Source organism: Nonomuraea monospora, from assembly GCF_039531895.1.
Taxonomy (GTDB): Bacteria; Actinomycetota; Actinomycetes; order Streptosporangiales; family Streptosporangiaceae; genus Nonomuraea; species Nonomuraea monospora.
In genome coordinates this window covers 121,571-134,143 of sequence record NZ_BAAAQX010000036.1, presented here as the reverse complement: position 1 = coordinate 134,143, position 12,573 = coordinate 121,571, and the positions used below count along the sequence as shown (strand labels likewise).

The window sequence follows — 12,573 nt, the reverse complement described above, 5'->3', positions numbered from 1 at the left end:
GCCTCCGCTCGCGCCGCCTCCGCTCGCGCCGCCTCCGCTCGCGCCGCCTCCGCTCGCGCCGCCTCCGCTCGCGCCGCCTCCGCTCGCGCCGCCGCACCCTTCGCGCCGCCGTCCCACCCGCCTGGGCGGCCACCTTCCCGCAGCGATCGCATCCACCTGAGCGGCCACCTTCCCGTCACGGCCCCGTCCCCTCCGGCTTGACTGCCGCTCTCCCGTCGCGCTGGGAAAGTGTCGCCCCGGGCGGATAGCGTGCAAGCGTCATGTCTACCGAAGCCGCGGCTAACGACCTGATCGGCCGGGAACATCCCGCCGCGCTGCTGCGTGCCGAGCTCACCCGGCTCATCGACAGCCACGGCGGCCTGGTGCTGGTCACCGGCGAGGCGGGCATCGGCAAGACCACGCTCGTCACCAGCACGGCAGGCGAGGCCAGGCGGCGCGGTGTGCTGGTGGTGGGCGGCGCGTGCTGGGATTCCGGCGGCGCCCCGGGTTACTGGCCGTGGGTGCAGGTCATCAGGGCGGTACGGCGCGCGGCCGAGCCGGAGGAGTGGGCGGCGGCCGAGGAGGCGGCGGGCGTCGGCCTGGCGACCCTGCTGGGCGAGACCCGCGCACCCACCGACGCCCGCCAGCGCCCCGACACGTTTACCGAACGCCCTGCGGACGCGCCCCGCCTCACCGACACGTCCACCGAACGCCCTGCGGACGCGCCCCGCCTCACCGACACGTCCACCGAACGCCCTGCGGACGCGCCCCGCCTCCCCGACGCGACTGGCGAGCGCCCCGCAGATGGTCGCCGACTCTATGACACGTCCGCCGAACGCCCCGCCGACGCCTTCCAGCTCTTCGACGCCGTCACCTCCGCCCTGGTGGCGATCTCCCATCGACGCCCGGTCCTCGTCGTCATCGACGACCTGCACGCCGCCGACCCCGCCTCGCTACGCCTGCTGGAGTTCGCCGCGCGGCAGACGTGGTTCGAGCGGCTGCTGCTGATCGGCACCTACCGCGACGCCGAGGTGGAGCCGATCGACCACCCCCTGCGCGACCTGCTGTCACCGCTCGTGGCGAAGGCCACCACGATCACCCTCACCGGCCTCGACCGCCCGGGCGTCGCCGCGCTGATGGCCCGTACCGCAGGCCACGACCCGCCGCCCGACCTGGTGGCGGAGGTTCATCTGCGGACGGGCGGCAACCCGTTCTTCGTCGAGCAGACCTCCAGGCTGTGGCGCAGCGGCGGGTCGGCGAGCGCCGTCGCGCCCGGCATCCGCGACGCGCTGCTGCGGCGGCTGTCCCTGTTGCCGCGCCAGGTGTCGGAGCTGCTGCCGTCCGCGGCGGTGCTGGGGCGGGAGTTCCACCGTCAGGTGCTGGCCGCCGCCATCGGGGCTCCGGTGGCGCACGTCGATCGGCTGCTGGAGCTGGCCGTGGTGGCCAAGCTCGTGGTGACGAGGGGCGGCGGCGTGTTCGCGTTCGCGCACGACCTGGTGCGGGAGACGCTGTATGACTCGCTCGACGACCCGCAGGACCGCCATGCCGCCGTGGTCGCCGCCGTGGAGAGCTCTCCGGCGCTGGCGGGCCGGCTGCCGCCGAGCGACCTGGCCAGGCACGCCTACCTCGCCGGCGACCGGCTCGACGCGGAGCGGGCGATCGTCCTGCTGCTCGACGCGGCCCGCGAGGCCAGGGGGCGGCTGGCGGCCGAGGAGCAGATCGCTCACCTGCGCAGGGCGTACGAGCTGAGCGCCGCCGCGGGCCCGCACCGGCGCGGCCTGATCGCGCTGGACCTGGGCAGGGAGCTGCACCACGACGGCGAGCGCGAGGAGGCCAGGCGGCTGTTCGAGGAGGCGGCGGCCATTGCCCGCGACACCGACGACCCGGAGCTGCCCGCCCGCGTCGCGCTGGTCTTCCACGGTCACTACGGCCGCGACCAGGCGCTCGACCTACTCAGGGACGCCCACCGCAGGCTGGTCGGCGGCCCGGCGGTGCCCGACGAAGGGCTCGCCACGGCGCTGGTCCTGCATCTGGCGACGCGGGCCAGGCAGGGCGGTGACGACGACGCGCTGGCGTTCAGCCTGTGGGCGCATCACGACATCATCTGGGGGCCGGGCACGGCGGCCGAACGGGTGGCGCTGACGGGCGAGCTGATCGCCGTGGCGGTCCGCACCGCCGACCCCGACCTCGAACACTTCGCCAGCGCCCTGCGCTGGGTGGCCATGATCGAGCAGGGCGACCCCCGCTACCTCGACGAGTTCCACGCCTACGTCGCCAGGGGGCGGCGCAGCGAGCGTCCGCACCTCGTGATGTCCACCCATGTGGACGCGAGCATCATCGCCGGCCTCGAAGGCCGCTTCGCCGAGGCCGAGTCGCTGCTGGAGTCCGTACACACGGAGGCCAGGCACGAGCACTTCGCGTTCATGCTCAAGCACCACCAGTGGGCGCTGATGGCCTTACGCGGCAGCACCGACGGGCAGGAACGGCTGCTGCGCGAGCTGAGAGGCTCGGGCCATCCCTGCGTGCCGCTGCTGGAGGCGCTGACGGCGCTGCGGTCCGGCGACCTCGACACCGCGTTGCGGCGACTTGACGACGAGGAGCCTGACGATCGCATGATCCAGCCGATCTGGCTGCGCTTGCAGGCTGAGCTCGCCGCCGTCACCCAGGACCCTGAGCTGTGCGCCGGTGTGCGGGCGCGGCTGGCGCCGCTTCGGGGGCAGTGGGCGGTGTCCCTGTTCGGGTGGGAGATCAGCGGGCCCTACGACCTGTGGCTCGGTCGTGTGGACGCCGCGCGGGGGCGCTGGGCGGAGGCCGTCGAGGAGCTCACCGCCGCTCATCGGGCGGCCGATGCCATGCGGGCGCGGCCGTGGTCCGTGCTCGCCCGCGCCCACCTCGCCGAGACGCTGCTCGCTCGCGCCGCGCCTGGTGACGCGCGGGCCGCCGACGTTCTGCTGGAGGGGGTGTGGCGGGAGGCGGAGGAGCTGGGGATGCGGCAGGCGCTGGAGCACGTACGCCTCACGCCGCCTGGCGAGCGGGCTTTCGGGCAGGCACGAACGGGGCCGCCGGGTGACGAACCTCCAGCACGGACGGGACCGCTGGGAGGGGTCCCGCCAGCGCCCACGGGGGCGTCCGGAGACGAGCAGGCAGCACCATCCGGCGATCACAAAGGAGCCTCGCCCGCGCAGGAGACGTCCGGCGAGTTCCGGCGTGACGGCGCGGTCTGGGCGCTGACGTTCGCCGGCCGTTCGGCGCACCTGCCCGACGCCAAAGGCCTGCGCGACCTGCACACCCTGCTGAGCCGCCCAGGCGACGACGTGCCCGCCGTGACGCTGCTGGCCCCCGAGGGCGGCGAGACCGTCGTGGCGGCCCGCCGCCTGGGCGGCGACGAGGTGCTCGACGACGAGGCCAGGTCCCGGTACCGCCGCCGCCTGGCCCGGCTGGACGAGGAGATCGACCGCGCCGCCAGCTTGGGAGACGACGACCGGGCGGCGGAGTTCGACAGGGAGCGGGCCGCGCTCCTGGCCGAGCTGCGTGCCGCGGCCGGGCTGGGCGGGCGTACGCGCCGGCTGGGCGACGAGGCGGAGCGCGCCCGCAAGACCGTGACGGCCCGCATCCGCGACACGCTCCGCAAGCTCGACCACGCCCACCCCGAGCTGGCCGCCCACCTGCGCGCCGCCGTCTCGACCGGCTCCACCTGCCGCTACCACCCCCAAGAGGCGATCGCCTGGCGCCTGTAGCGGGCCGCTGACGATGAACCTTTCATCGCTCCCGGCCGCGTCCGCGCTGGTCATCGGAGCCACGACAAGGTCGATATTGCAGCGGCCTTGACCCCCGTCGTCCAATGCACGGTGATCGCATCCACCGCCGTCCGGCCCTTCACGAGGGAGATCTGGTGCGTCGCAAACTCACCGCCCTGGCCCTGCTAACGGTCACCGCCCTGGCCACGAGCACCCCGGCGCAAGCCGCGTCCGAGCTGCAGATGGTTTACAGCAGCCTGCCCTATGACGTCTGCATCTCGTTCGGCCAGTCGGGCGTCCAGACGGGGCGCTGGCAGACGTGGTGGTGCAGCACTCACTACCCGCAGACCTACCCGGGCTACTACACCTACGACCTGTGGGCGTACGTGTACTGACGTCGCTCAGCGCGGGTTGCGCAGGCCGGCGGCCGGGTGGACGGGTGTGTCCGGCGGTTGCAGCCACTCGGGGGTGCGCCACTGCTGGACGTTCGACCAGGAGCAGGCGCGCATGGACAACGTGGCCATATCGGGCTCCAGTTGCAGGCACAGGTCGCTGGCGACGTGCCTGACCTCCCAGTAGAGCCAGTCGTTGTACGGCGAACGGTAGGTGAGGCGCCAGAGCTGGCCGGGGCTCCCGGTGCATGCCGCGCGTACAGGCCGCCGCTCCGCGGACACCCCCAGGCAGGTGTCCATGATTTTCATCTCGTAGTCGCCCCGGGCGTCGCGCCGGTAGGTGAAGGACTGGTTGGCCCGGCCGTGGCAGCCCCAGGTGACCAGGTCCGTCATGCCGGCCGCGGCGTCCAGGCAGACGCCGTTCTGTGCGCTGGCCATCGAACTGCCGAGCCCGGCGGGCATGCGGTCGGTGATCAGCCAGCGCTGCGCGGTCTTGCCGGAGACGCAGGACCGCAGCACCAGCGGCGCGCCCGCGTCGGTGGAGCCCAGGTTGGGCTCGGCGCACATGCCGCCCTGCGCGATGGCCCCGTCACCGCTCACCCGGTCGCCGCCCACCCGCCAGAGCTGCTCGGCGGAGCCGTCGCAGGCGGCGTCGGTGATGTAGCCGCCCTCGGTGCGGGCGCGGGCCTCGGGGATCAGGCAGCGCCGGGTCTGGCGGTTGCGGATCTGGAAGTGGTACGAGCCGTCGTGCTTGGCTGGCACGAGGTCCCACCGGTAGGGCGCGACGGGGCTCTTGCTGATGGTCGAGGGGCCGAGCCTGGCCCGCGGGGGAGAGTTCTCCGAGCTGGTCACGGCCAGGTACCTGCCGGGGGCGTGCCGGGAGAGTACGGCCATGTTCGGACGGTACAGCGAGCCCCGGATGCGGGCTTCCGCGTACGACACGTATCCCAGTGAGGCGACGGTCGCGCACACGACCGGCACCCCCACCAGGACTGCCGGTCGGACGCGGCGCCTGCGCCGCGGCGGCGGCTCGGGATCGACCAGCCGCCGGTAGGCCGCCAGCCAGGTGCCGGCGGTGTCGTCCGGCACGTGGTGGACGGCGAGGAAGGCGCGGATGATCGGCTCGGCGTGCTCGGCGTCGTCGAGCCAGCGCAGCGCCTGCTTGGTGACCTTCTCCAGGTCGGCCCGCCCGACGTCGAGCCCGCGCTCGGCGGCGCGCCGCTCCAGTTCGGCGAAGGACGGCGTGTTCTTCTCCTGGCGCAGCTTCTTCAGCAGCCGCTTGTATCCGGCGAGGTCCTGGGCGGTGTACGGGTCGGTCGTGCTCTCCGTACGGGCGGCCCAGCGCGCCCGGATGAGGGGCACCGCGGAGGCCAGGCAGGAGAACAGCACGGCGGGCGGGATGTGGGCGGGGTTGAGCTCGGGCTGGCCGTCGGTGGCGAAGTTGACGGAGATCCCGGCGGCGACGGACAGGAGCGCGCTCAACCCGCCGATCACGCCGATCTCCAGGGCGAGGTCGCGTACGTGCCCGCGCATCCGTCCTCCCGCGACTCGCACCATGGGTAGCGTAAGACTAACGCAAAGTATTCGTCGTGCAACCTCGCGTTCATCGGCGATCGATGGGCAGGCACGGTCGGCCAGAACGAGGAACGCTTCGGGGTAACCGTGATCAGGGCTGTGAGTTCCTTGTCCGTCCCCCAGTGCATGGGCATAGCCTGAGCACGACGCGCGGACCGAACCGGGAGTTGCCTCCTGATGCTCGACGACCTCGAAGGCAAGCGCACAGGCGAGCGGATTCAGATCATCCGTGAGCGAAAAGGCATGAGCCGACCCGTTCTGGCGGGTCTTGTCGGCTACTCGGCCGAGTGGTTGAAGGGTATCGAGTCCGGCCGGCGTCTCCCGCCCCGGCTGCCTGCGCTCGTCCGCCTGGCCGAAGTGCTCGCCGTCGGTGACGTGGCCATTCTCGCAGGGACCGACATGGACCTCGGGGGTAACGCCACCATCCCGATCAGTTCCTTCGCCCGGATACCGCACGAGGCGGTGCCCGCGATCCGCGATGCCGTACGTGCACCGCTGCTGACCGCTGACGAGCAGGTGCTGCCGGTCGCTGCGCTGCGGCAACGTACGGCGGAGGCTTGGCAGGTCTGGCACACCTCGCGCACGCATCGCACCGACGTCGGCCGCGTGCTGCCCGCGCTGATCCGGGATGCCCGCGCCGCAGTACGCAAGGCGCAGGGACAGGAGCGAAGGGACGCGTGGGCCGTGCTCGCCGACCTGTGGGCGCTCGTGCAGCATGTCATCGTGTGGGCGAGCGAGCCCGAGCTGATCTGGGTCGTCGCCGACCGGGCCATGGCCGCCGCCCAGGAGGCCGATCAGCCCGCCGCGCTCGCGGGGGCCGCGTGGACGTACGCCATCGTGCAGCGTTCCGGGGGTGACACGGACGCCGCGCTGACGCTCGCACTCGACGCCGCGGACCTGCTGAGGATGCGACTGGAGGACGGCGGGGACGAGATCCGTGCCTTGCACGGCGCGTTGTTGCTGCATGCCGCCACCACGGCGGCCCGCGCCGGGCGCGAGGGTGACGCCTGGCGGTTCTGGGACGAAGCCGCCGTCGTCGCCGATCGCCTTCCGGCGGGCTACCACCATCCGTGGACCCAGTTCGGCGGCTCCAACGTCGCGCTGCACGCCGTGTCGATAGGCGCGGACCTGACCAAGTCGGCCGCGGCGAAGGAACAGGCCGAGCGGATCGACCCCGACAGCATCCCGTCGAGGGAGCGGCGGGCCCGGCTGCACGTCGAGATCGCCCGTACCTACCAGCAGCGGCGTGACTGGTCGTCCATGCTCGACTGGCTGCAGCGGGCGTACGGGATCTCGCACGACTCGGTGCACTACAGCCCGACCGGCCGCCAGATGGCCTCGGACGCCGTCGATCAGGGCGGCCCGCTGATCGAGCGCCGGGCCCGCGGCTTCGCTCAGGAGCTCGGGCTGCCCCTGTAGACGGTGGGTGCGGCCTCCCCGGCTGGGAGATCATGGAGGGTGCCGGGGGTGGCCATATCGCGTACCGGGCGGTCCTGGCGCCCCAGGCAGTGGGCTCTCCAACGCTCGCTCCTGAGCCGGCCGACCACCCTACTTCCGGTTGTACAGCCGCATCGTCAACGTCCCGAACACCACCACCAGCACCACGGACGACCCCAGCACCCAAGCGATCTCCCCCATGTCCGGCACCCCGCCCATCAACGACCGCACCGAGCTGACCAGATGCGAGATCGGGCTGGCGTTGACGAAGACCTGAAGCCAGCCCGGCATGGTGGACGGGTCCACGTACACGTTGCTCAGGAAGGTCAGCGGCATCATCACGAGCATGCTGACGCCCATGACGGACTTCTCGTTGCGCATCAGCAGCCCGAACATCGTCCACACCCACGAGAACGCGAACGAGAACACCAGCAGCAGCCCGATCCCGAGCGCCACCCCGGCGAGGCCGCCCTGGGGGCGGAAGCCGAGCAGCAGGCCGATCAGCAGGATGACCGTGGAGGCCATGAAGTAGCGCAGGACGTCGCCCAGCAGGTAGCCGACCATGGTGGACGGGCGCCAGATGGGCAGGGTGCGGAAACGGTCGAAGACGCCCTTCTCGATGTCCTTGTTGACCTCCACGCCGGTGTACATGGTGATCATCACGACGCTCGTCACCATGATGCCCGGCAGCAGGAACTGCAGGTATTCGGTGGGTGAGCCGGCGAGGGCGCCGCCGAAGAGGTACGTGAACATCAGCGTCATCATGATCGGGAACGCGGTGACGTCGAAGAGCTGCTCGGGCACGTGCTTGATTTTCAGCATGGCCCGCCAGCCGAACGTCATCGACGCCGACCAGGCGCTGGGCCGGGGCGGCCGGGTGGTGGGCGCGAGGACCGTGGCCAGGGTCTCGGTGGCGGGAACGTAGTCGGCGGTGGTGGTCACGCTGCCTCCTCGGTGACGGTGACGGTGACGGTGGCGGTGGTGGTGGCGGGGGAGTAGGTGGTGGTCACGCGGCCTCCTCGGCGGCGGTGGTGGCGGGGTGGTCGGTGAGGGCGAGGAAGACCTCGTCCAGGCTGGGCTGGCCGAGGGAGAAGTCGTCGACGACGACGCCCGCGGCGGCGAGCCTGCCCAGCGCGCGGGCGGCCTGCGCGGCCTCGTCGCCGGTGCCGTTGACGCGGGCGGTCAGCGCCACCGGGTCGGACTCCAGGTAGACGGGCGTGTCCAGCTCCTCGGTGAGCAACCGGGAGGCTTCCGGGCGGTCGGCGGCGTCGCGGAGGCGGACGTGGATCGAGCCGGAGCCGACCGACGACTTCAGCTCGCCCGGCGTGCCCTCGGCGATGAGCCTGCCGTGGTCGATGACGGCGATGCGCTGCGCGAGCCGGTCGGCCTCCTCCAGGTACTGCGTGGTCAGCAGGACGGTGGTGCCGTGGGCGACGACGACGCGGACGATGTCCCAGACCTGGTTGCGGCTGCGCGGGTCGAGGCCGGTGGTGGGTTCGTCGAGGAAGAGCAGGTCGGGGGTGTTGAGGATGCTGGCCGCGATGTCGATGCGCCGCCGCATGCCCCCCGAGTACGTCTTGACCTGCCGCCCCGCCGCGTCCGTCAGCCCGAACGCCTCCAGCAGCTCGGCCGCCCGCTGCCGCGCGGCGGGTTTGCGGTGGCCGAGGAGGCGGGCCAGCAGGATCAGGTTCTCTGAGCCGGTCATCTCCTCGTCCACGGAGGCGTACTGGCCGGTCAGGCTGACGCGGGAGCGTACGGCGTCGGCCTCGCGCACCACGTCGTGCCCGAACACGGTCGCCTCGCCGCCGTCGGGCCGCAGCAGCGTGGCGAGCATCCGGACGGCGGTCGTCTTGCCCGCGCCGTTGGGCCCGAGCACACCGTAGACGGCGCCGGCCGGCACGGACAGGTCGAGGCCGTCCACGGCGCGCGTGTCGCCGAAGACCTTGACCAGGCCTGCGGTCTGGATGGCCAGTTCTGGCATGGGTGATCCCTTCACTTCACGAGACGTAAGGCTGGGCGCGCCGCCCCTCGCGCAGCGCGCGGCCCCACCAGGCGAGCTGGTCGAGCATGGCGGCGACGGCGCGCAGGCGGTCGTCGGTGTCGAGAGGGCGGCAGCGTTCGCCGATGCCGGCGCTCAGCAGGTCGAGCCCGACCCAGTCGCGCATGGTCACGGCGTGCAGGGCGGTGAAGACGGTGCGGAGCTGCTCGACGGTGTGGTGGCCGCGCGAGCCCGAGCCGTAGGCGACGACGCCGACCGGCTTGGCCTGCCACTCGTCGTAGGCGAAGTCGATCGCCTGCTTGAGCGAGGCGGGGAAGCTGCGGTTGTACTCGGGGGTCACCACGACGAACGCGTCCGCGCCGGACACGGTGGCGGTGAACCGCCGCATGGCCGGCGTGGCCCGCTCCGGGTAGCAGGGCGGGAAGGCGTACGCGGCCAGGTCGAGCACCTCGACGGCGAGGTCGTCGCGTAGCCGCGCCCGCTCGGCGATCCAGGCGCCGACCGTGTCGCAGACGCGGCCCTCCCGGGTGCTGCCGATGATCACCGTGACGTTGAGCGGTTCGTCGGCCGTCATTGGTGTCACCCCCTCTCATGGAGGAGGCGCTAGACGGGCCGCTAGATCGGATCTAGCGGGCCCGCGACGCCTGGACGAGCACCTCGCCCGCCGCCGTCCGCACGTACAGGACGGACCGGCCGGCCCGCCGCCGCTCGACCAGCCCCGCGTCCAGCAGCACGCGCAGGTGGCGGCCCACCGAGCCGAGCTTCTGGCCGGTCACGGCGACCAGGTGGGTGGTGCTCATGGGGGTCGCCAGCAGCACCAGCAGCCCGGCCCGCGCGGCGCCGACGAGCGCGCCGAGCCCGGCGGGGACGGGACGGCGGTCGTGGTCCTCGGCGAGCACCCCGAGGCACGGGTAGACGACGGCGTACCGCTCGCGTCCCTCCCACGACACCCATCCGGCCCGCGGCGTCACCGGCATGAACAGCAGCTCGGCCCCGGCGGCGATCTCCCTCGGCGGGACCGCGTGCGCGTTGACCTGGAACCGGCTCTCCCCGATCCAGCGCGTCCCGGGGCGCAGCGAGTCGAGCACGGCCGCCCAGCCGCCCTGGCTCACCCGCGCGGTGCGCGCGACCACGTCGGCCTCCAGGATGCGCCGCCGCCGCTCCCAGTAGGGCCGCACGGTCTCCTCCCAGACCCAGGTCAGCAGCGCGGTCGCCCGTTCCGGCAGGTCGTCGCGCTCCAGCGCGGCGGGCAGCGGGCCGCGCAGGGACACGCGCAGATTGTCGCGCGCCTGCCCGGCCCCGGTCGCCCGCACCCGGGCCACGGTCTCCGCGAAGCTCTCGCCCTCGCACGAGGTGGGGCAGAAGAAGTCGGCGATCCAGGACACGCCCAGCGCCGCCCGCACGAGCGGCCCGGCCACCGGGTCGGCGGCGAGGCGGGCGCGGTAGCCGGGCAGGTGCGCGCGCAGCCAGGCCTCCTCGCCCGGATGGGCGCCGGCCCCCGTGTGCAGCAGTTTCAGGCTCGCGAAGGTCTCGGCGAACGGCGAGAGCACGAACCGGCTGCGGGCGAGGGTGTCGGTGTCGATCTGCCACAAACCCATGCACACGACCTTTCGCATCCCGGCGAAACAGTAAACACGACCCCCTGGCCGCGCCGAGACTCCTCCGCATGCGCAGCTACCGAGCCCTGTTCCGCACGCCGGAATACGCCCCCTTCCTCCTCTCGTACGCCGCCTTCGCCGCGGCCCAGACGATCGGCGCCCTCGCTCTCGGCACGCTGGTCTTCCAGGCCACGGACTCCCCGCTCCTGTCGGCGTTGAGCATGTTCGGGCCGCAGGTCGCGCAGCTCGCCGGGGCCACGTTCCTGCTCTCGGCCGCCGACCGCCTGCCGCCGCGCGCGATACTCTCCGGCCTCTCGCTGGCCTTCGCGGCCGGTACGGCGCTGCTCGCCCTGCCGGGCCTGCCGGTGGCGGGCGTCTTCGCCGTCGTCGTGGGGCAGGGGCTGGTCGCGTCGCTGGGCGTCGGGGTGCGGTCGGGGTTGCTGACCGAGATCCTGCCGAAGGACGGCTACGTCCTGGGCCGGTCGGTGTTCAACATGTTGTGGGGCCTGATGCAGGTGGCGGGTTTCGCGGCGGGCGGCGCGCTGCTGACGCTGCTGACCCCGGGGACGTGCCTGCTCCTGGCGGCGGCGCTGTACGTGGCGGCGGCCCTCGCCACCCGCCTCGGCCTGACGGCCCGCCCGCCGCGCGCCTCCGGGCGGCCGTCCGTGTCGGCGACCTGGCGCACCAACGCGCTGCTGTGGTCGTCGCGCTCCCGGCGGCTGACGTACCTGGGTCTGTGGGTGCCGAACGGGCTGGTGGTGGGCTGCGAGTCGCTCTACGTCTCCTACGCTCCCGGGTCTGCCGGGACGTTGTTCGCGTGCGCGGCGCTGGGCATGTTCGCGGGTGACGTGGTGGTGGGACGACTGGTGCCGCCCGCGGTGCGGCCCCGGCTCGCGGTCCCGCTGCGGCTGCTGCTGGCGACGCCGTACCTGATCTTCGTGCTGGAGCCGGGGACGGTGGTGTCGGCGGTGACCGTGGCTGTCGCGTCCGTCGGGTTCGGGGCGGGGCTGGTGCTGCAGGAACGCCTGATGGCGCGCACCCCTGACGAGCTGGCCGGGCAGGCTCTCGGGTTGCACGGCGTCGGCATGACCAGTGTGCAGGGCCTGTGCGCGGCCCTCGCCGGGGCGGTGGCCCAGCTCGTCTCATCGGCGGCGGCGATGACGGCGCTGGCCGCCCTGTCGGTCGCCGTGACGCTGACCCTCGCGGCGCTGGGCAGGCACGACGAACGGCAGCCGGAAGCCGTCAGGGGGTGAAGCCCGCGAGGGCCTGGCGGCAGGCGCGGGAGGTGAGCGCGAGCGTCTCCTCGTCGGGCCTGCCCTCGCTCATCGAGACGGCCGCCGTCCCGCTCACCGCGCCGATCGCCGCCCCCACCATCGCGAACGCGGTCATCCGCTCGATCCCGCAGGCGCTGACGAGCGCGCCGGCCAGCCGCTCCATCCGCCGGTTCGAGCGGTCGAGCGACGCCCGGGGCGAGAAGATCGGCAGCTCGTACGCCTCCCCGACCAGCCCCGGCGCGAGCCCCAGCGTCCAGCTCTCCGCCAGCATCTCGTCGAACGCCCTGGCCAGCAGCTCGGCCGGGTTCTCGCCCGGCCGTCCGGCGAGGACGGCCGCGACGCCGACGTCCACCCGCTCCTCGCTGTGGGTGTGCAGCACGTCCGCCTTGTGCCGGAAGTAGGTGAAGAACGTGCGTGGGGACACCCCGGCCGCCGCCGCGATCTGGTCGACGGTCGTGGCCTCGTACCCCTGCTCGTCGAACAGCCGCCCGGCGGCGTCCATGAGCGCCTGCCGGGTCTGCTGCTTCTTCCGCTCGCGCAACGACATGAGCCCTATAATATTGCACCCACTGCATATTTACA

Annotated in this window: 10 protein-coding genes; 4 read left to right on the top strand and 6 right to left on the bottom strand. The window is 72.9% G+C overall.

The genetic code is table 11. The features are described from left to right. Nucleotides 1-260 precede the first annotated feature (260 nt). Both ABD331_RS46510 and ABD331_RS46505 read left to right on the top strand, forming a co-directional pair. Nucleotides 261-3,716: an ATP-binding protein gene (locus ABD331_RS46510; protein ID WP_344490500.1), complete on the top strand. Its 3,456-nt coding sequence runs from the start codon at nucleotides 261-263 to the stop codon at nucleotides 3,714-3,716. A 155-nt stretch (nucleotides 3,717-3,871) separates the two neighbouring features. Continuing rightward, nucleotides 3,872-4,111, top strand: a complete 240-nt coding sequence (locus tag ABD331_RS46505; protein ID WP_344490497.1) for a hypothetical protein — start codon at nucleotides 3,872-3,874, stop codon at nucleotides 4,109-4,111. Between the two features lie 6 nt (nucleotides 4,112-4,117). Here the strand turns inward: ABD331_RS46505 and ABD331_RS46500 are convergent, their stop codons facing one another. Next, the gene (locus ABD331_RS46500) at nucleotides 4,118-5,665 is read right to left on the bottom strand and encodes an RICIN domain-containing protein (RefSeq protein ID WP_344490494.1); all 1,548 of its coding nucleotides are present in this window, start codon (nucleotides 5,663-5,665) and stop codon (nucleotides 4,118-4,120) included. A 195-nt stretch (nucleotides 5,666-5,860) separates the two neighbouring features. Between ABD331_RS46500 and ABD331_RS46495 the strand changes: the two genes are divergently transcribed. Further along, the gene (locus ABD331_RS46495) at nucleotides 5,861-7,102 is read left to right on the top strand and encodes a helix-turn-helix domain-containing protein (RefSeq protein WP_344490491.1); all 1,242 of its coding nucleotides are present in this window, start codon (nucleotides 5,861-5,863) and stop codon (nucleotides 7,100-7,102) included. Nucleotides 7,103-7,231: 129 nt separating this feature from the next. On the opposite strand, the gene ABD331_RS46490 is transcribed toward ABD331_RS46495, so the two are convergent. From ABD331_RS46490 to ABD331_RS46475, 4 genes are all read right to left on the bottom strand, one after another. Then, nucleotides 7,232-8,062 carry an ABC transporter permease gene (locus ABD331_RS46490; protein ID WP_344490488.1) on the bottom strand — a complete coding sequence of 277 codons (831 nt, stop codon included), beginning with the start codon at nucleotides 8,060-8,062 and terminating at the stop codon, nucleotides 7,232-7,234. A gap of 64 nt (nucleotides 8,063-8,126) precedes the next feature. Next, nucleotides 8,127-9,101, bottom strand: a complete 975-nt coding sequence (locus ABD331_RS46485; protein WP_344490485.1) for an ATP-binding cassette domain-containing protein — start codon at nucleotides 9,099-9,101, stop codon at nucleotides 8,127-8,129. A gap of 16 nt (nucleotides 9,102-9,117) precedes the next feature. Next, nucleotides 9,118-9,693, bottom strand: coding sequence for an NADPH-dependent FMN reductase (locus ABD331_RS46480; RefSeq protein WP_344490482.1), 576 nt, complete (start codon nucleotides 9,691-9,693; stop codon nucleotides 9,118-9,120). Nucleotides 9,694-9,745: 52 nt separating this feature from the next. Then, nucleotides 9,746-10,717, bottom strand: coding sequence for an ArsR/SmtB family transcription factor (locus ABD331_RS46475; RefSeq protein WP_344490479.1), 972 nt, complete (start codon nucleotides 10,715-10,717; stop codon nucleotides 9,746-9,748). A gap of 68 nt (nucleotides 10,718-10,785) precedes the next feature. On the opposite strand from ABD331_RS46475, the gene ABD331_RS46470 reads away from it, so the two are divergent. Then, complete coding sequence (locus ABD331_RS46470) at nucleotides 10,786-11,970, top strand: MFS transporter (RefSeq protein WP_344490476.1); 1,185 nt, start codon at nucleotides 10,786-10,788, stop codon at nucleotides 11,968-11,970. Here ABD331_RS46470 and ABD331_RS46465 read toward each other — a convergent pair. Further along, nucleotides 11,960-12,538: a TetR/AcrR family transcriptional regulator gene (locus ABD331_RS46465; RefSeq protein ID WP_344490473.1), complete on the bottom strand. Its 579-nt coding sequence runs from the start codon at nucleotides 12,536-12,538 to the stop codon at nucleotides 11,960-11,962. The genes ABD331_RS46470 and ABD331_RS46465 overlap by 11 nt on opposite strands. Between the last annotated feature and the right edge of the window lie 35 nt (nucleotides 12,539-12,573).

Excerpts from the sequence above, each read along its gene's own strand:
- ABD331_RS46480 (WP_344490482.1), bottom strand. The coding sequence starts at position 9,693 with ATGACGGCCGACGAACCGCTCAACGTCACGGTGATCATCGGCAGCACC.
- ABD331_RS46500 (WP_344490494.1), bottom strand. The coding sequence starts at position 5,665 with ATGGTGCGAGTCGCGGGAGGACGGATGCGCGGGCACGTACGCGACCTC.
- ABD331_RS46495 (WP_344490491.1), top strand. The coding sequence starts at position 5,861 with ATGCTCGACGACCTCGAAGGCAAGCGCACAGGCGAGCGGATTCAGATC.
- ABD331_RS46510 (WP_344490500.1), top strand. The coding sequence starts at position 261 with ATGTCTACCGAAGCCGCGGCTAACGACCTGATCGGCCGGGAACATCCC.
- ABD331_RS46475 (WP_344490479.1), bottom strand. The coding sequence starts at position 10,717 with ATGGGTTTGTGGCAGATCGACACCGACACCCTCGCCCGCAGCCGGTTC.
- ABD331_RS46485 (WP_344490485.1), bottom strand. The coding sequence starts at position 9,101 with ATGCCAGAACTGGCCATCCAGACCGCAGGCCTGGTCAAGGTCTTCGGC.
- ABD331_RS46470 (WP_344490476.1), top strand. The coding sequence starts at position 10,786 with ATGCGCAGCTACCGAGCCCTGTTCCGCACGCCGGAATACGCCCCCTTC.
- ABD331_RS46465 (WP_344490473.1), bottom strand. The coding sequence starts at position 12,538 with ATGTCGTTGCGCGAGCGGAAGAAGCAGCAGACCCGGCAGGCGCTCATG.